The following is an 18,871-nucleotide window of genomic DNA, read 5'->3' as shown; positions in this document are numbered from 1 at the left end:
GCAATAACAAGCGCGACTGAGAGTCGCGCTTGTTGCAGTTGGCGGTATTACCAGCGGTAGGTTTTCAGTAGTGCTTCCAGTTTCTGGCACTGCTCCACCAGCTGAATGCTGGCGAGGTTGGCGGCGTGCGCCTGACCCAGGGTGTCATTGGAGGTGTTGCGAATATCGCTCACCGAGCTGTCTACCTCATGGCAGACCCTGTCCTGCTCTTCGGCCGACTGGGCCATCTGGGCGTTGAGGTCGTTGATGCGGGCGATGCGCTCGATGATGTTCTGCATGGCTGCCAGGGTCGCTTCGGTCTTGCTGATGCTCTCATCGGCCTTGCTTTTTGCATCCCCGATCACCGTAACAGCGCTCTGGGCCTCATTTTGCAGGGCGGCGATCATCTGGGAGATCTCTTCGCTGGCGGCGCGGCTGCGGTTGGAGAGGGCCCGCACTTCATCGGCCACCACCGCAAAGCCACGGCCTTGCTCACCTGCCCGGGCTGCTTCAATGGCGGCGTTGAGGGCCAGCAGGTTGGTCTGATCGGCAATCCCCTTGATCACCTCGAGTACGCCGTCAACCGCCAGGCAGCGGCTGTCGAGTTGCTGGATCACCTGATCCACCCGATCGATCTCTGCCGACATCTCGCCCATATCGGTGATGGAGTGCTGGGCGAGGCGACTGGTGTCAGCGGCATCCTGATTGGTGAGGGCGGAGAGCTCGGCGCTGTGGCGGGCATGTTCGCGCACTTCATGAGAGCTGGCGGCCAGTTCGCTGACGGCGGCGGCGACCTGGGTGGTCATCCCCTCTTGCTGACGGGCCGAGTTTTCGGTCTGGGTCGCGACCTGACGGATCTGGTTTGATTCCTGATAGAGCTGGTAGGTTGCCCCTTCCACTTCCTGCAGGCTGTGGCGGAAGCCCTGCACCATATCATTGACGGCGCGGGTCATCTGGCCCAGTTCATCCCGGCTGTGATTGACCAGGGGGAGGGCGAGATCGCGCTCTTTGGCCATCCGGATCATGGTGAGTTGCAGCTGGCGCAGAGGGTGTTTCACGTAGCGTTGCAATACCCACCAGAGCAAGCCGAAGCCGAGGCTGAAGACGGCGGCCAGGCTGCCGCTCAGGATCAGGTTGTTGTGGCGGATCTCGCCGAAGGTGTGGCTGAGGTCATAACTGATCCGCACTGCCCCCATTACGGTCCCTTCATTGACCTGGTGACAGGTGAGACATTGGGTGCCGCGATACTCCTTGTAGGCTTTGAACGGTTTGATCAGGGTGAGCCGGTTGCCCTGCTGCTCCAGGATGGCTTCGCCCTGATTGATGGCACGCTCATCGAGGGGATCCTGCGCTTTCTGATCCGGGTGGCCCGGGCCAAACAGGTTGCTGACGGCTGGCGCGCGCACTAGGCGGGCCTCAACGATGCCCGCTTCACTCTTGAGTTTGGTCTGCACTATCTGCCGGTTGGCCATGCCACCGGTCATCATCAGCACGTTCACCTGATCCATATAGGTGTTGGCCATGCTCTCAACTTTCTCCTCTGCCAGCCGGATGGCGAGATCCCGTTGCAGCCAGGCGGAGAGCTCGAAGCAGAGGCCAAAGGTGGTGCTGATGACCAGCGCAAGAGGGAGGAATATTTTCCAGTTCAAGGAGAGGTTATGCATTTTGGGCAAGTTCCATGCGCTTGGTGTTGTTATGTGATCCCGTATCATCTTGATCGTAGACGAAGAAACGGCGGGAGATGGTTCTCTATCGGCACACGATAACCACTCTTGAGTAAATAATCTGTTAAGCAGATCGGTAATGCAGGTTGCCAAAATGGCTTTCAGGAGGGGGGCTGCTCCTCGGGTTGATCCAGAACAAATTGCCGGTAACGATAATCGTTATCATTGTCGTTATTTGCTGATAATAGTGACCATCATGAATCTGACCCCTTCCATGACCGGTATTGCCACGCCGGATCCCCTCAAGTTTGCTTTTAGCGCCAAGACCTCGGCTCACGCCAGTCGGGGAGGGATGCGCCCCTTCCCGCTGGATGAGGCTGGCTGGCAGAGCTGGTGGCAGCGAGAGAGTGAAGCTGAGGAGCGCGCCCTCTACATCCACATTCCTTTTTGCCGAAAGCGCTGCAGCTTCTGCAATTTCTTTGAAAATGGTGCCAACCCGGCGCGGATCAACCGTTATGTCAACGCCCTCTGCGCCTCCCTTGCGCAGGCGGCTGACACCCCGCTGGCGCAGAGCATGCCGTTTTCAGCCGTCTATGTGGGGGGCGGTACGCCGACTGATATGAGCGCCGACGAGCTGGCCATGCTGGCCGCCGTGATCCGCCGTTTTCCTCTGGCGGCGGATGCCGAGGTGACGCTGGAGGGACGCCTCAACGGCTTTGATGATGAGAAATGGCAGGTGGCGTTGGCGGGGGGCTTCAACCGCTTCTCGTTCGGGGTGCAGAGCTTTGATACCCGGGTGCGTCAGCAGGCTGCCCGTTTCGATGACAGGGAGACCTTGCTGACCCGTTTGGGTGAGTTGACCCGGGATGATGCGGCTGTGATCGTGGCGGATCTCATCTTTGGTCTGCCCGGTCAGGATGATGCCGTGTGGCAGCAGGATATCCGCGATGTGATGGCGAGCGGTGTACACGGGGTCGATCTCTACCAGCTCATCGCCATGCAGGGCACCAATCTGGAGCGAGCGCAGGAGAAGGGCACCCTGGATTGGCTCGCCGATGGCCAGCAGCGGGCGGCCATGTATGCCTATGGCGGGGCGCAACTGGAAGCCCACGGCTGGGAGCGTCTCTCTTGCAGTCACTGGCGGCGCAGCCCGGCCGAGCAGAGCCGTTATAACCAGATGGCCAAGCGCGGTGCGGAGATCCTCCCCTTTGGCGCCGGTGCGGGGGGCAGCATTCTTGGCCACGGCTTGATGTATGGTCGGGATCTGGCCCCCTGGCATGACGCGCTGGCCAGTGGCAAGCGGGCGCCCGGGATGGTGATGGGACGCAATCCCAATGCAAGGATGGACGGTCTGCTCCGTGGCGCCCTCGACAGCGGTGTGCTGGCGCTGGATCGTCTGCCAGCGCCTTTGCTGACCCATCTGATGCCGCTTTTTTCCGCCTGGCAGCAGCTCGGGCTGGCCGAGATCGGGAGCGCACGCTTGCAACTTACCCTCGCCGGACGCTTCTGGAACGTCAATATGCAGGCTGGCTTGTTCGAGTTCTTGCAGCTCAATCCGCTTGATGGTTCTGCGCCGCCCAGCCATGGTACTGCCGCGGTACGCCATTCGCTGGTTTGAGCCCGAGCGGAGCATTTGCACGGAGCACTTGCATGGCTCCGAGCGATCCATAACGAAAGAGGGAGCCTTGCAGGCCCCCTCTTTTGGCTTGGCAGTTAGCGTCGCGCGAGCTTACTCGTCGCTGCTCTCCTGATAGCTGTCGCGCATTGCTTTGGGCAAGCGGCGCATTGGCGCAAAGCCGATATCCTCGCCCACTACTTCCCGCTTGCGGGCCGGTGCAGGTTTTTTGCTGGCGTCACCCTTGGCTTTGCCCTTGCCCGCGGCTGGCTTGCCCTTGGCATTGCTGCTCTTGGCGTTGGCATGACCGCGAGACCGAGGCGGGTTCTGCACCGGCTTGCTGCCCGGCAGAGTCTGGCGACTCGGCTTGCCGCTTGGCTCATACCCTTCCAGGATCTCCACGGACAAGGATTGGCCGATCAGGGCTTCGATCGCCTTGAGCTGACCCAGCTCGTCCTGACTGACCAGCGAGATGGCCTCGCCGCCACGACCGGCGCGGCCGGTACGGCCGATACGGTGGATGTAATCCTCCGCCATCTGGGGCAGTTCAAAGTTGATCACGTAGGGCAGTTGATCGATGTCCAGACCGCGGGCGGCGATATCGGTCGCCACCAGCACCCGCACCTCGCCACTGCGAAAATCGGCCAGCGCCCGGTTGCGGGCACCCTGGCTCTTGTCACCGTGGATCGCCACGGTATTGAGGCCATCTTTTTGCATCTGCTGGGCGAGGCGGTCGGCGATCTGCCTGGTGCGAACAAAGACCAGCACCCGCTGCCAGTTGCCACGGCCAATCATGTGGGAGAGCAGCTCGCGGCGGCGTTCCCGATCCACCTGAATGATGCGTTGGGTCACCTGCTCCGCGGCAGTATTGCTGGGGTCCACCTCGATCAGGGTGGGGTCGTTCAGCAGGTCATCCGCCAGCGCCTTGATGTCGTTTGAGAAGGTGGCAGAGAAGAGCAGGGTTTGCCGCTCTGCAGGCAGCGCCTTCATGATGCGGCGGATGTCGACGATAAAGCCCATGTCGAGCATGCGATCCGCTTCATCCAGTACCAACACTTCCAGTTGGCTCAGGGTCAGGGCGCCCTGGGTCAGCAGATCCAGCAGACGGCCCGGGGTGGCGACCAGAATGTCCACCCCCAGCTTGATGGCGTCCAGATTGGGCTTGATGCTGACACCGCCATAGGCGATCAGAGTCTTGAACGGCAGGTGGTGGGCATACTTGATGATGCTCTCGCCCACCTGTGCCGCCAGTTCGCGGGTCGGGGTGAGCACCAGGGCGCGCACCTGACGTCGGCCGCGGCCATGGTTGGCCAGCAGACGCTGTAACATCGGCAGGGTGAAACCGGCCGTTTTGCCTGTGCCTGTCTGGGCACCGCCGAGCACATCCTGACCCGCCAGAATAGCCGGAATGGCTTGCTGCTGGATGGGGGTTGGCTGTTCGTAACCCAGCTCCTTGACGGCCCGCAGGATGTGCGGGGACAGACCCAGTTCGTTGAATGACATGTTCGAGAGAAACTCCTGAGATGAGCCTTTGGCTCAACGGGTGGCCAGCGCGTTGGGGCCAGCCACGATATGGAAATGATAACGGGGGCGTAATATAGCAAAAGAGCGGCCGCTGCGCAGTAGCTGTTGTACCGGCCGCTCTTTTGTATCGCGAAAAGCAATCAGAGCAGGTCGCGGATGGGGGTGACCAGACTCTCCGGCTTGGTGGTGGGAGCAAAGCGGTCAACCACCTTGCCATCACGGTCGATCAGGAACTTGGTGAAGTTCCATTTGACGTTTTCGAGCCCCAGCAGCCCCGGTTTCTCTTTCTTGAGCCATTGATAGAAGGGGTGGGCCTGTTCACCGTTGACATCGCACTTGGCCATGATGGGGAAGCTGACCGGATAGTCGAGAGAGCAGAAGCGGGCGATCTCGTCCGCATCCCCCGGCTCCTGATTGCCAAACTGGTTGCAGGGGAAGCCCAAAATCACCAGCCCCTTGGGGCCGAGTTCCCGATAGAGGGCTTCCAGCCCTTCATATTGGGGAGTAAAGCCGCAGCGACTGGCCACATTGACCACCAGCACCACCTTGCCCGCCAGTTGAGTCAGCGGGTAGGGGGTACCATCCAGTCGTTGCAAAGTGAGATCGGGCAGAGGCATAAGAAGATCCTTTCGTGGGTGATGCGCGGGTTGTGCCGTGAGTGGTTCGGTCGGTGACAGAGACAAGCGCCGGATGAACAGCAACATGGCGATGCGGCTACGGTATCGGTTGGCTCTTGGTACCGCAAGGAGGCCGCGGCGCCTCCTCGTCCCGATTGCAAGGGCCATCACAGTTTCGACTGCCAATACGCTCCTTGGCAGCGCGGGATCACAACTGGCGACAAAAATGCGGGGAGGCGGGCAGCAACTCGCGTATTGATGGTGGGACTTCTCAAGAGAAGCAAACCGGTTTGTGACTTTGCCGGTAAGTCGCTACAAAGCGCCCTCTCTCCACTCATTGTGAGCCAATCTTGGACTATCAAGCTGCCATGGATGCCATTTACACCCGGGGATGGGTGATAGTGGATGATTTTTTGACCGCCGCCGAGGTGGATGCCCTCAAAGCCTGTTTGCCAAGCGAATGGCAACCGGCCGGGATCGGCCGTGACGCCCTGCATCAGGGCAATCCCGATATTCGCCGTGACCAGATCCACTGGCTGGAGCCCTCCCTCGGTGCGCCGGTGGCCGACTATCTCGCCCGGATGGAGTCCCTGCGTCTTGCCGCCAACCGGATGCTGATGCTGGGATTGTTCGACTACGAGGCCCACTTCGCCCGCTATCGCAGCGGGGATTTTTACGCCACCCATCGGGATGCCTTTGCCGGTCGCTCCAACCGCCGTCTTACCACCGTGTTTTACCTCAACAACGACTGGCTGCCCGAAGCGGGTGGAGTGCTGCGCATGTATGACGACAAGGAGCAGTTTCTGATGGATGTCAGCCCCAAGGGGGGGCGGCTGGTCATGTTTCTCTCCGAGGAGTTTCCCCACGAGGTGCTGCCTGCCAATCAGGAGCGCTACAGCATTGCCGGCTGGTTTCGGGTCAATGGCAACGGCATGGGAAGGGTCGATCCCCCGCGCTGAGGGGCAATGTGTCCCGATTTTGACACAGGGGAGACTTTTCACTGCAAGAAGTGGGGTCATGGGTCTCCCATCAGCTGACAAGGGTTGATCTCCCTTGCTACACTGGCGCGCACTTATGTTCGTATCTGGCTTCGTCCGGTTTTTATGGTGGTTGGCTTATCAAATGGTCATGACGAGGCCGCTTTTCCCAAGGGATCACATCTAATGAAGAACATGCATGTCTTGCTGCTGTGCGGCGGCGGTGGCTCCGAGCACGAGGTTTCTCTGCGCAGCGCCAATTTCCTCGAGCAACAACTGGGCCTTCTGCCCGGTGTCGAAGTGACCCGCGTCGAGATGTTCGCCGATCGCTGGCTCAGTGCCGATGGCCGCGAGTGCAAGCTGGGGCTCGACAAGCTGCTTTCGTTTGACAGCGTGGCCCGTCCGGTGGATTACGTGGTGCCCTGCATCCACGGCTACCCGGGTGAGACCGGCGATCTGCAATCCTTCCTCGAGCTGGCCGGATTGCCTTATCTCGGTTGCGATGCCGAGGCGAGCAAGATCTGCTTCAACAAGATCAGCACCAAGCTGTGGCTCTCCGCTATCGGTATTCCCAACACCCCGTACCTGTTCCTGACCGAGCAAAATGAGGCGGCGCTCGCCGAGGCCAAAGCCGCGCTGGCCAAGTGGGGCAAGGTCTTTATCAAGGCCGCTTCCCAGGGCTCTTCCGTTGGCTGCTACTCCGCCAGCAACGAAGCGGATCTGGTAAAAGGTATTGCCGATGCCTTCGGTTACTCCGAACAGGTTCTGATCGAGAAAGCGGTCAAGCCGCGCGAGCTGGAAGTAGCGGTTTACCAGTACGGTGACGAGCTGGTGGCGACTTATCCGGGCGAGATCTGCGTGCCGCAGGACAAGTTCTACACCTATGAAGAGAAGTACAGCAGCGCCAGCCATACCGAGACTGCGCTGCGTGCCGAGGGGCTGACCCAGGCGCAGGCCGATGCGATTCACGACTATGCCCTCAAGGCGTTCCGTCAGCTGAAACTGACCCATCTCTCGCGCATCGACTTCTTCCTGACCGAGGAGGGGGAGATCCTGCTGAATGAAATCAACACCTTCCCGGGCATGACCTCCATCTCCATGTTCCCGAAACTGCTGGAGCATCACGGTCACCGCTTCTCTGACTACCTTGAGCAGATCCTGCGCAAGGCCAGCTAAGCGTGTTCTCCCGCTCGCGGGATGAAGCAGAACCCAATAAAAATCCCCGCCAATTGGCGGGGATTTTTTTATGTCTTTATCAAGCGGGGCAGGCCAGCTTGAAGGGATAAACAGGCGGGGATGACTCTTCCTCGCCTGTTGCTACCTGTGGGTGTTACCGGCGGTTAGCCGCGAGCCACCCGAAAGCGCACGCTGCGGGAGTGGCAGGGCGCCAGTTCGCCAAACTCGCCAGCAGCCAGCTCAAGGGGCAGGGGCTGCTCGTCCATCCGCACCGCTTGCCAGTCGCTCAGGGTGTGCTGGCTGGCCACCTTGCCACCCTCCAGCACCGCCTGCTCGCTCGGGTTGTAGACCCGGATCACCAGCGCCTCTTCATCTTCGGCCTTTTTCAGGGCGCTCAGCACCGGACCGGAGGGATCCATGGTGAGCAGGCTGAAGTGGCGCGGGGTGGTGAAGCTTGCCTTGTTGAGCTTCATGGCATCGAACGGGATCTTGTTGTAGCAGCGTACCGGTGTGAGGTAGCTGCGCGCCGCCTGCATCACGTTGGCGCTGATGTGATCACCGGCAAACGCCAGCAGGCTGAAACGGCAGCTGAGCTTGCCGCGCACCTGAGAGTCCGGGGTCGGCAGCTTGATGCCGGAGGGGCGGCCCGGGCGTAGCAGCAGCTCCTCTTTGCCGAGTACGCCGACCCCGCGCAGTAGGGTGAGCGCCAGGGTGTCGCACTGCTCGCCGATCACTTCAAACTCGCGCAGACCGTCGCTCAGCACCGCCAGCCCCTGCTTGCCATCTTGCAGGGCGACGAAGTTCATCAGCTGCCAGACCGGAATGGGGGCCTCTTTCCACCCCTCCGCTTCCCAGTTCGCCATGGCGCTGTCGCGGGTGGGGCGGGTGATGCAGCCAAACTGGTTGTCAGAGACAACGGTGTCGCTCGGGAAGGGGGTGGGGATTAGCACTCGCACCCGGTGATCATCGGCCTGATTGTCGAGCTCCAGCTCGATGTCGATGCGCGGACTCTGATGCGCCAACGTGATGCGGCAGGTGACATCGAGGTGGCCGCTGCACTGGCGGTTGGCACGCTCGGCGAGGTTGGCAGGCAAGGCCATACGCAGTTTGAGAGTGGCGATGCTCTGCCACGCCTGATGGGTGATCTCGCGGGTCACCGCAAACTCGGTGGAGTAGCGCAACCACTCGTCCCGCGATGGTGAGTAGTCATACTCGTCGCCATCATCGGAGCCCTCTTCGAGCGTGAGCACCTGATCAAAGGTGGTGCCGCGCAGCTTGTCCAGGATCTGCAGGGTGCCGTTGTCGTTGAGGGCGATGCGGTAAAAATCGTTCTCCAGCAGCTCGCCGCTGGCCGTCACCGGCTGCTCCAGTCCCGGCTGATTGCCCTCGATATGGAGAGTGCAGTAGCCCATGGCCGGCAGCGGATAGCAGAGCTGGATGTCGTACTCCATAAAGGGGTCGTAGTTGCCGTAGTGCACGATCTGTCTGTCCACCAGTCCCGGGTCAATCTCTCGTCTGGCGCGGATGAAGTAGGGGACCGGCTGGCCCGCCTCATCGCTCAGGGCAAAGGATTGGGCGCGAATGCGGATGCTGGTGTTGATCACCTCCTGACGGGGGAAGGGCATCAGGTTGAACAGGCAGAGCTTGTCGGCTACCTGCACCCCGTCTTCGCACAGCGCCACAGGCATGTTGTCGACAATCTTGCGCATGTAGAAACGGATCAGGTTCTCGGCCATGTCGTCGGCCAAAATGAAGCGGGTCATCACCTCCTGATGCACCTTGTCGCTGCAGCAGCAGCCGATGCTGTCATGGGCGTGGTTCTTCATGATCTCCTTCCACATCTTCTCGAGCAGCCCGTGGTGGTACTCGAAGCCGAGCGCCCAGGCGATGCTCGCCAGCGGTTCGAGGATGTTGACGATCTTGTTCTCGATGGCTGCGTGGGCCAACTTGATGTCCATCCGGGTGGAGGAGATGGTGCGGTGTACCCGCATGTATTTGCCGTCGTTGAACTCCCCCTTGAGGGTGGCCAGTTGGTCGCGGCACGCCTCGATGCGCTCGAAGACCTGCTCGAAGCGGCTCATGTGGAATTCACGCTGGGGGTAGATCTCCCGCAGCTTGTCGATGATGGCGAAGATGTTCTGTTGCAGTGGCATCTGATCGTGGCCGTTGGGCAGCAGGATATCCTGAGTGACCGAGGCCTTCTCCAGCACCTCGAAGTAGGATTCGAGCCGCTTGCGCAGCCCCTCCTCATCTTCCGGCAGGTACTTGCCGATGGCGTAGCCGAGCGGCAGCACCTGGGCGGTCACCTCGCTGCCATCGTTGCTCTGCCAGAGGAACTCGGTCTTGTCGGTACCGTGGCGCTCGGAGCAACCGCGCCAGAACATGGCCCGCTCGATCCCGAAGCCGTTGAAAATGTGGGGCAGCTGGGAGGACATGCCGAACGAGTCGGGCAGGTAACCGATCTTCATCGGCTCACCAAGGCTAAGGCAGTCGCGCATCCCGTAGAGCAGGTTGCGCAGGATGGACTCACCGCTCACCTGCATAGTGTCGGTCTGGGTGTACCAGGGGCCAATGATGAGTTTGCCCGCTTCCACCAGCGCCTTCACCCGGGCCTTGTTCTCGGGCTGGATGGCGAAGTAATCCTCCAGCACTGCGGTCTGGCCGTCCAGCACATAGAACTTGTAGTCGGGGTCGGATTCAAGACGCGCCAGGATCTCCGCCATGTTGTTGACCAGCAGGATGCGGGACTCCTCGGTGGTGAAGTACCACTCCCGATCCCAGTGCATGTGCGGCGTGATGTGAACTCGTGAAACTGTCATGACAATGATCCTTTGCTGACGCACGGCGGCCCTTGCCTGCCGTGCGGAAAAATAGTCTGTTGAAAAAACGGTGGTGAAGATGAGCCTTACTCTGCGGCGACCACCTGATAGGTGCCGCGCTGCATGGCGTGACGGCGCCAGCCGATCAGCACCACAGTGGAGATGAGGGTGCCCACCAGCGCCGCACCGAGCCAGACGGCGGCAGCCATCAGGGCGCCGTGGCCGCCATCGTGGAGCAGGAAGAGGGAGAAGATGCCGGCCCCCGGGGTGGAGAGACCAATCCCCATGGCACCCACCATGGCGCCGGTGACCACCGAGCCTGCGAGGAAGGAGCCGATCACCCGGATTGGATCTTCGATGGCCATTGGAATGGCACCCTCGGTGATCCCCGCCAGCCCCAGTAGCCAGGTGGACTTGCCGGTCTCGATCTCGAAGGTCTGGAACAGGCGCGGCGCCAGCATGGTGGAGAAGGTGACGGTAAAGGCCGAGACCATCTTGACCGCGCCGAAGATGGCGTAGGGGCCGTAGACCCCGTTGGCCATGGCGCCGAGGCAGAAGGCGTAGGCCGCCTTGTTGACCGGGCCACCCAAGTCAAACGAGCACATAAAACCGAGCAGGGCGCCCAGTACCAGCGCATTGGTGCCGGAGAGGCCGTTGAGCCACTCGGTAAGGCTGTTGTTGAGCCAGGCTACCGGCTGGCCGATGACAAACAGCATCAGGCTGCCCGCCACCAGGGTGCCGATCACCGGATAGAGGTAAAAGGTGAGAAAGCCGTTGAAGTTGGGGCTAAGGCGCACATGCTGCTTGACCCAGCGCATCAGGTAACCGGCGATAAGACCACCGACCACGCCGCCGAGGAAGCCGGAGCCAATCATGTTGGCGGCCAGTCCCGCCGCAAAGCCCGGGCCGAGCGCCGGTTTGTCTGCCAGCGAATAGGCGGTATAGGCCGCCAGCACCGGCACCATCAGGGTGCCCAGCATGCCACCGCCCAGCTTGCGGTACATCCAGAGCCAGGAGTTCTCGGTATCAAACAGATGTTGCAGGCCGAAGATCTGGGCCAGCAGCACAGAGACGGCGAGCACGGTACCGCCCGCCACGATCAGCGGCACGGCAAAGGAGATGCCGCTCAGCAGCGCCTGCTTGAGCTCGGTCTTGAGGCTCACCTTTTTGCCGGTCGGCGCGTCACTCTGACCGGGGTTGGGTTTCGGGGCTGTGCGTCCGGCCTTGGCTGCTTCCAGCGCATCATTCAGGATCCGTTCGGCATGGCGAATGGGCTCGGCCACCGGCGTCTCGATCCGGGGGATGCCTGCAAAACGCTCCTGCTCCTTGATGGCCACCTCGGCGGCGAAGATGCAGGCTACGGCAGCATTGAGCGCTTCTTGCGGCAGGCGATCCTCGATACCGTTGGCACCCTGCTTCTCGACCAGTACCCGAATGCCCAGCTTGCGCCCCGCCTTTTCCAGATACTCGGCGGCCATATAGGTGTGGGCGATCCCCGCCGGACAGGCGGTGACACAGACCACAGTGGGTTGATTTGTATCTGATTTGTCTTCTTTTTCTGATTGCTTGCCGCTATCCCCTTCACCATCGAGCAGTGCCATCAGCTGCTCGGCACTTTGGGCCGCCAGCACCGCCTCGCGGGTATCGTCATCCACCAGGGCAGTGGTGAGGGTGGTGAGCAGCTGCATATGGGTGGAGCCCGCCTGATCGGTCGGGATCGCCAGCATGAAGATCAGGTTGACCGGCTCGGGGCCGTCGATCCCCTCCCAGCCCAGCTCCTCGCTCAGGGTAGCGACGGCAAAGGCCGCTTCGCGCACCGCATCGCACTTGCCGTGTGGCACCGCCAGCCCTTCGCCAAGGGCGGTGGGGCCCTGCGCCTCGCGGGCCATGACCGCAGCCAGAAAGGCGGCCTTGTCGTGCAGCTTGCCGGCATGATCGAGCCGATCAGCCAGGGCATGAATGGCTGCATCCCGATCGGCAAACCGGGTTTGCAACGTGATGAGATGGGGGCCGGTAAGACTGGTCAGATTCATGATGATCCTCTGTCAGGTTGGCTTGCCAGCAAGCCGTCATGGTGAAAGTGACAGCGATGCTAACAAACCGGCCGACTGATTTTTGTGAGTGGTATCATACAATTCGTTATTTGTATTGTTTTTGTATTGTTTGTTCAAGGTGATTTGTTAGGTCAAATGGGGCCGAGCCGTTTTGTCTGCCGGGCAACTGGGGTAGAATGGCGCCTCTTCCATTTATCATGGTGCAGAGCCGACGAGGTGGCCTTTCGTGTCGAAAAAACCCATGTATCGCCAGATAGCCGACACCATCCAGCAGTGGATTGCGCAAGGGGAGCTGGCCCCCGGCGATGCCCTGCCCACCGAAGCCGAGCTGCGCGAGCAGTTCGGGGTGAGCCGGGTAACGGTGCGTCAGGCTCTCAAGCAGCTGACCGAACTCAACGTCATCGAGAGCATTCAGGGCAGTGGCAGCTACGTGCGGCAGGAGAAGGTGAACTACGACATCTACCAGCTCACCAGCCTCTATGAGAAGGTGACCGATCCGGCGGCCGAGACTCACAGCGACATTCTTGCCTTCGAGGTGATCAAGGCGAGCAGCGAGCTGGCCGAGCGGCTCAATCTGCTGGAAGGGGCGCTGGTCTACTACGTCAAGCGGGTGCGCTTTATTCGCCAGATCGCGGTAACGCTGGAGGAGACCTGGATGCCGCTCGCCCTCTTCCCCGATCTCAGCTATGCGGTGATGCAGGGGTCGAAGTACCACTACATCGAGGAGGTAAAGCAGCTGGTGATTGACCGCAGCGAGCAGGAGATCATTCCGGTGCTCCCCTCGGCGCAGGTGGTGGAGGCGCTCGGTATCGACCCTGCCAAGCCCATTATCGAGAAGGTCTCCCGTGGCTTCTTGCAAGATGGCACCGTGTTCGAGTTCAGTCGCAACTTCTTCAAGAGCGATGATTACAAGTTCACCCTGGTGGCGCGCCGCGCCAAGGGGTGAGCAGACGCCAGCACCCGAGATGAAAAAGGCCACCACCCTGTTTGCGGTGGTGGCCTTTTTGTTTGACCGATTAACGGGTCGATGCCGGGCTAAATAGCAGATTGGCTGGTGGTTTGATGCAGCTGATTTACTGCGCTGAGTCTTTGATAACTTCCTCGACCCGCACCTGCAGGCTCCCTTGTGCCAGGGTGGTGACGAGCTGGTCGCCACGGTTGACCTGATCGGCGCGGCTGATGACTTCGCCGCGTGGAGTGCGGGTGATGGAGTAGCCGCGTCCTAGGGTGGCGAGCGGGCTCACACCGTCGAGGCGGGCGGTAAGCATGGCGAGGCGGTGGCTTGCCAGATCCTGGCGCTTGGCAATCAGGGCATGAAGCCGCTCCTCGGCCAGCTGATGGCGGCGCTTGCCAGCAGCCAGCAAACGCTCCGGGCTCTTGCTCTGCAGACGCAGCTCAAGATTGGCGAGGCGCCGCTCTCCCTGATGCAACCGCTGGCGCAGCAGTTGCTGCAAACGGGCAGAAAGTTCGTCGAGGCGCTGGGACTGCTGCTCCAGCCGCCGCTTCGGATCCTGATGGTCGAGCCGCTTTTGCAGCAGGATGAAATCGTGGCGGGCGGCGGTCTGCTGGCGGTTCATTGCCTGCAGAAGTCGCTGCTTGAGGTGAACGAGACGCTGGGCCCGGGCGCTCTGATCCGGCGCCACCAGCTCGGCGGCGGCCGACGGGGTAGGGGCACGCAAGTCGGCGGCAAAGTCGCTGATGGTGACATCCACCTCGTGGCCCACCGCGCTCACCACAGGGATGGCTGAGTGGGCAATGGCACGCGCCACCACCTCTTCGTTAAAGCACCAGAGATCTTCAAGCGACCCGCCACCACGGCCGACGATCAGCACATCCACCTCGGCGCGCTGGTTCGCTTTGGCGATCGCCGCGACGATCTGGCTGATGGCGGCGCTGCCCTGTACCTGAGTCGGGTAGATAAAGACCGGCAGATCCGGCGCACGCCGTTTAAGCACGGTCAGCATATCGTGCAAAGCCGCGCCGGTGGCGGAGGTGACAAGGCCCACCGCCCGCGGTTCGCGGGGCAGCGGCCGCTTGCGGCTCTCGTCAAACAGCCCCTCGGCGCCGAGGCGGCGCTTGAGCTCTTCAAAACGCAGCGCCAGCACGCCATCGCCTGCGGGTTGCATCGATTCGATGATCAGCTGGTAGTCGCCGCGCGGCTCATAGAGGGAGACCCGCGCCTGCACCAGCACCTGCATGCCATCCTGCGGGCGGAAGGCCACCCGCCGGTTGTTGCCCTTGAACATGGCGCAGCGTACCTGCGCCGACATGTCCTTAAGCGAGAAATACCAGTGGCCGGAGCTTGGCATCGCCAGATTGGAGAGCTCGCCGGTCAGCCACACCAGCCCCAGATCCTGCTCCAGGATCATGCGCACGGCGCTGTTGAGGCGGGTGACAGTAAAGACCTGCTGTTGCCTGTTTTGGCCGGATTCGTTGCGATAGTTCAAGGCGGTTCCTGCGCACGGTTCCTCGCCAGCGAAGGCGGAGGAGAGAAACAATGTCGCCATCTTACCCCACTTCACCTCGTCCGCCGAGTCAATGGATCAGGTTGGTCACTCCTCCCTGCAAATCGGTGTTGCATGGAAATGAAAGCGCTATCAATCACATACAGCCAATAGCGAAGTCGATGGTGGTCACATTTTGCGCGTATTCGCCATGAATTGGTTATGGGGAACTCTAGACTGATCGGGCTCATCCGAAGGCGGGACTGTAGCGGATGGGGGAATGCCGGGGCACACCGGCATCACACACAAAACAATGAAAATAAAGGACTATCAATGGCTAGATGGATACTCGCGGCCGGATTGTTGGGAACCCTGATCACGGCGCCGACGTCGGCGGCGGAGTGGTTCTTCCGGGGCACCGCGAATGGATGGGCGGCGACCGCCATGACGTCGACGGACGGCGTCAATTTTGATACCTGCCAGCGCTTCGTGAGCGGGGATGCCAGCGGCGGACCGCGCTTCAAGATAGACAGGTACGGCAACTGGCAGCAGAGCTACCCGGCGGCCGACTACGGGGTCAATGCCAACACGGCGTACCAGATCCGCATCAACGCCAGCACTCAGGCGGTGAGCGCGACGGCGGTGGCCAGTTGCGAGGCCTCGGGGTTTGCCAGCACCTTGCCGCAACTCAACGTACGCGGCACCTTCAACGGCTGGGCCAGCCTCCCCATGACTCTGGTAGGGGATCACCTGTGGCAGGTGGAAGCCTACATGGATGGCAAGGCGAGCCAGCGCCTCAAGTTTGATCAGGCTGGCGACTGGGCCGTCAACTTTGGCGACAGCAACGGCGACGGCGTGCTGGAGAAAAGTGGCGGCGACATCTTCTGGAACGCCGTGGGTACGGTGCGCATCCAGGTCAACGACCAGACCCTGGTCTACAGCATCACCCCCCTTGGGGATGACAACCAGCCGCCGCTCGCGGTCATCACCCCGGGGAGCACGGTGAATGTGACCCAGGGGGCGTCACTGACCTTGAGCGGCAGCGACTCTACGGATCCCGACGGCCAGATCACGAGCTATCTGTGGAGCAGCGGCGAGACCACGGAGAGCATCGTCGTCAGCACCACCCAGACCGGCACCTTCACCTATGGCCTCACGGTCACCGACGATCAGGGCGCCAAGGGCAGCAGCAGCGTGAGCGTGGTGGTTGGGGCAGGACAGAGCAGCGACAGCTGGTACTTCCGGGGCACGACCAACAACTGGGGGCTCACCCCCATGACCATCGAGGATGGTACCACCTTCTGCACCGAGCAGGCCTTTGGCAGTAACAACCCCCGCTTCAAGATTGACCACAAGGGGGACTGGACCGAGGCGTATCCGGCCCAGGATTACCTGGTTAGCGCCAACACCCGCTATCGCATCTGCTTTGACAGCCTGCGCAAGGCCATCGAGGTGGAGACGCTGGCCGGGGCCGATCTGCAGGCCCCCACGGTGACGGCCACCCCGGCCCCGGGGAGTTATCTGGACAGCCAGTCCATCACCCTGGGGGTGAGCGACGATCAGGACAGCGCCCCCGCCGTGCATTTCACCACGGACGGCAGCCAGCCCACCACTGCGTCGGCCCGCTATGCAGGCCAGCCCTTGGTGGCGAGCGACAAGGGGAGCGGCACTGATCTGGTGATCCGCACCCTTGCCATTGACGCCAGCGGCAATCAGCGCGAGCAGCGCTTCGAGTACCGTATCGGCGAGCAGGGTGTGGCGAGCGGCGATTTTCGTGCCGAGAGCATCTACTTCCTGCTGACCGCCCGCTTCTATGATGGCGATCCCAGCAACAACTACCATAACCGGGATCGCTACAAGGCGGGGGATCCCCATTGGCGCGGCGACTTCAAGGGCTTGATCGCCAAGATCGACTACATCAAGGATCTCGGCTTCACCGCCATCTGGGTGACGCCACCGGTGGAGAACCGCTCCGGCCTCGACTACCACGGCTACCACGCCTACGACTTCTACCGGGTCGATCCCCGTCTGGAGTCGCCGGGGGCGGGTTACCGGGAGTTCATCCAGGCGGCCCACGCCAAGGGGCTCAAGGTGATCCAGGATGTGGTGCTCAACCACTCGAGCCAGTACGGCCTGCGCGGCAAGACCTGGATCGATCGCCTGCCCGTCAAATACTACGTACCGGCGGGGTCGAGCCAGGGGCTCATCAACAACGGCCCCTATCAGGGCAACCTCGGGGACTACGCCAGCGCCAACCGCTGTGACGACGACAACCCGGTTGCTCCCGACTGGTACAAGGCCCGCTGCCAGTCCGATCCGGCGGGCACCCAGCCTCTGGTGGACCCCAAGACAGGCGCCACCGTGCCGAGTGCTGGCTACAACCCCAACCGCTTCTTCGGCATCGACGCCCAGACCCTGGATCCCGCCTGGTATCACCTAGACGGTTTCATGTCAGGCGGTGACTGGGAGAGCCCGCTCGCCCTGCAGCGCAAACACATGGCGGGGGATTGCATCGATCTCGCCACCGGCAACCAGAACGTCAAGGACTACCTCAACGGCGCCATCCGCCAGTACCTCGACATGGGGGTTGACGCCATTCGCATCGATACCTTGAAGCACATCGAGCGGGACGAGCTGCTGACCTATGTCCACGACTGGCAGGCCCACAAGCCGGGGTTGTTCGTCTTTGGCGAGAACCTGGTCAAGGGCACCGGCTGGGGCTCTGAGCTGGCCAACGACAATGCCTCGGCGGTGATCCGTCCCTGGTGGTATACCCGCACCACGCCGAACCCGGCGGATCCCCGGGCAGGGGGCGATTCCGGCCTCTCTGTGCTGGACTTCTCCCTCTTCTCCACCTTCCGTGACAACGTTACCCGGGGGAGCTTTGGCGGGGTGGGCGGGATCTTTGCCATGGACTGGGTCTATGGGGATGCCACCAAGCTCATCACCTTCTTCCAGAACCATGACGTGGGGCCGGACAACGACTTCAAGTACCGCTACGGCGGGGAAGAGGGCAATGCGGCCATGACCTACAACCTGCTCTGGACGGCGCGGGGCATCCCGACCCTCTACTACGGGGAGGAGGTGATGTTCCAGGCGGGCAAGCCTCAGGATATCGACGGGGCCACCATGACGGTGGATCAGACTGGTCGTGCCTACTACGGGGAGGTGCTGGACAACCCGGCCACTCCGAGCCACCCGCTCTACCAGCACATCAAGCGCCTGAACCAGATCCGCAAGGCGGTGCCCGCCCTGCAGAAGGCGCCCATGAGCCAGGTGAACGAGTGGAGCAGCGGCATCAGCTTCGTGCGTGACCTGAGCGCTCAAGGCAGCTACGCTGCCGTGGGCCTCGCGGCCAGTTCGGCCCAGCAAATAAACCTGAGTGGCCTGAAGAACGGCACCTATACGGATGCGGTGACCGGCGCGAGTCAGAACGTCAGCAACGGCAGTCTGAGCTTTGCGGTGCCCGCCTATTCGGCACGGGTCTGGGTACTGAACGGCCCGGGCAAGGTGGGCGTTGACGGTAAATATCTCAAATAAGGAAAGTCTGTCACAGTGTGCAGCGAGTCGGCCTTGGGGCCGACTTTTTTATGCCGCATATCAAGGGATCGAGGGAGATGGACCAGACGGGGAAGGCAATAAGCAGTAGCGTCGACATCGCTTGGGAGCAAGCGGCATCCGAGGGTGGCTTGCTCTGTTATGGTGCTTTCGCCCCAAAGTGGTGCGCATCATCGACATTGGCAGCAGGAACCCACCTTGGAGAAATATGCCGTATCCACCCTATGCCCCTCCTGTGACGAGCATGATTCATGCTGCCATGTGGCAGCATATCAACATGATCCACTTAATAACGGGCTTTAAAAGGGGAGATGGTGAGCTGCCTTCAGTGTGGCTGGTCAAACATGCTGATGCAGCCTGATGTTTGTCCCATGAATGGGTGTGTTGCTCCTGTCATAGGCAGAATGTCGGAATTTAAATTTGATTTTTCAGCTTATCCTGGAT

At 61.4% G+C, this 18,871-nt stretch carries 11 protein-coding genes; 5 read left to right on the top strand and 6 right to left on the bottom strand.

What is annotated here, in order from left to right; all coding sequences use genetic code 11:
- Positions 1-47: 47 nt before the first annotated feature.
- Positions 48-1,643: a methyl-accepting chemotaxis protein gene (locus G5149_RS01920; protein ID WP_421211340.1), complete on the bottom strand. Its 1,596-nt coding sequence runs from the start codon at positions 1,641-1,643 to the stop codon at positions 48-50.
- Between the two features lie 256 nt (positions 1,644-1,899).
- Here G5149_RS01920 and hutW point away from each other — a divergent pair, with 256 nt between their 5' ends.
- Positions 1,900-3,261, top strand: a complete 1,362-nt coding sequence (gene hutW / locus G5149_RS01915; RefSeq protein WP_421211338.1) for a heme anaerobic degradation radical SAM methyltransferase ChuW/HutW — start codon at positions 1,900-1,902, stop codon at positions 3,259-3,261.
- Positions 3,262-3,372: 111 nt separating this feature from the next.
- Here the strand turns inward: hutW and G5149_RS01910 are convergent, their stop codons facing one another.
- A complete protein-coding gene (locus G5149_RS01910) occupies positions 3,373-4,761 on the bottom strand; it encodes a DEAD/DEAH box helicase (protein WP_421211336.1) in 1,389 nt (462 codons plus the stop codon).
- A gap of 161 nt (positions 4,762-4,922) precedes the next feature.
- Complete coding sequence (locus G5149_RS01905; protein ID WP_421211334.1) at positions 4,923-5,399, bottom strand: glutathione peroxidase; 477 nt, start codon at positions 5,397-5,399, stop codon at positions 4,923-4,925.
- A 350-nt stretch (positions 5,400-5,749) separates the two neighbouring features.
- Here G5149_RS01905 and G5149_RS01900 point away from each other — a divergent pair, with 350 nt between their 5' ends.
- Together G5149_RS01900 and G5149_RS01895 are read left to right on the top strand one after the other, a co-directional pair.
- On the top strand, positions 5,750-6,358 hold the full coding sequence (locus tag G5149_RS01900; protein WP_005344994.1) for a 2OG-Fe(II) oxygenase: 609 nt from the start codon (positions 5,750-5,752) through the stop codon (positions 6,356-6,358).
- A gap of 204 nt (positions 6,359-6,562) precedes the next feature.
- The gene (locus tag G5149_RS01895; protein WP_005344996.1) at positions 6,563-7,552 is read left to right on the top strand and encodes a D-alanine--D-alanine ligase; all 990 of its coding nucleotides are present in this window, start codon (positions 6,563-6,565) and stop codon (positions 7,550-7,552) included.
- A 164-nt stretch (positions 7,553-7,716) separates the two neighbouring features.
- On the opposite strand, the gene mngB is transcribed toward G5149_RS01895, so the two are convergent.
- Together mngB and mngA are read right to left on the bottom strand one after the other, a co-directional pair.
- Entirely contained in the window at positions 7,717-10,371 is a 2,655-nt protein-coding gene (gene mngB / locus G5149_RS01890; protein WP_421211331.1) for a mannosylglycerate hydrolase, read from the bottom strand.
- Positions 10,372-10,457: 86 nt separating this feature from the next.
- On the bottom strand, positions 10,458-12,404 hold the full coding sequence (gene mngA, locus G5149_RS01885; protein WP_005345000.1) for a PTS 2-O-a-mannosyl-D-glycerate transporter subunit IIABC: 1,947 nt from the start codon (positions 12,402-12,404) through the stop codon (positions 10,458-10,460).
- Between the two features lie 247 nt (positions 12,405-12,651).
- Here mngA and G5149_RS01880 point away from each other — a divergent pair, with 247 nt between their 5' ends.
- On the top strand, positions 12,652-13,371 hold the full coding sequence (locus tag G5149_RS01880; RefSeq protein ID WP_005337027.1) for a GntR family transcriptional regulator: 720 nt from the start codon (positions 12,652-12,654) through the stop codon (positions 13,369-13,371).
- Positions 13,372-13,498: 127 nt separating this feature from the next.
- Here G5149_RS01880 and xseA read toward each other — a convergent pair whose 3' ends face one another.
- Complete coding sequence (xseA, locus tag G5149_RS01875) at positions 13,499-14,872, bottom strand: exodeoxyribonuclease VII large subunit (RefSeq protein ID WP_421211462.1); 1,374 nt, start codon at positions 14,870-14,872, stop codon at positions 13,499-13,501.
- A gap of 330 nt (positions 14,873-15,202) precedes the next feature.
- Here xseA and G5149_RS01870 point away from each other — a divergent pair, with 330 nt between their 5' ends.
- The gene (locus tag G5149_RS01870) at positions 15,203-18,409 is read left to right on the top strand and encodes an alpha-amylase family glycosyl hydrolase (protein WP_421211330.1); all 3,207 of its coding nucleotides are present in this window, start codon (positions 15,203-15,205) and stop codon (positions 18,407-18,409) included.
- Positions 18,410-18,871 lie beyond the last annotated feature (462 nt).

Source organism: Aeromonas sp. 600479 (assembly GCF_049175515.1).
GTDB classification, from domain to species: Bacteria; Pseudomonadota; Gammaproteobacteria; order Enterobacterales; family Aeromonadaceae; genus Aeromonas; species Aeromonas veronii_A.
This window is presented reverse-complemented; position numbering and strand designations above follow the sequence as displayed.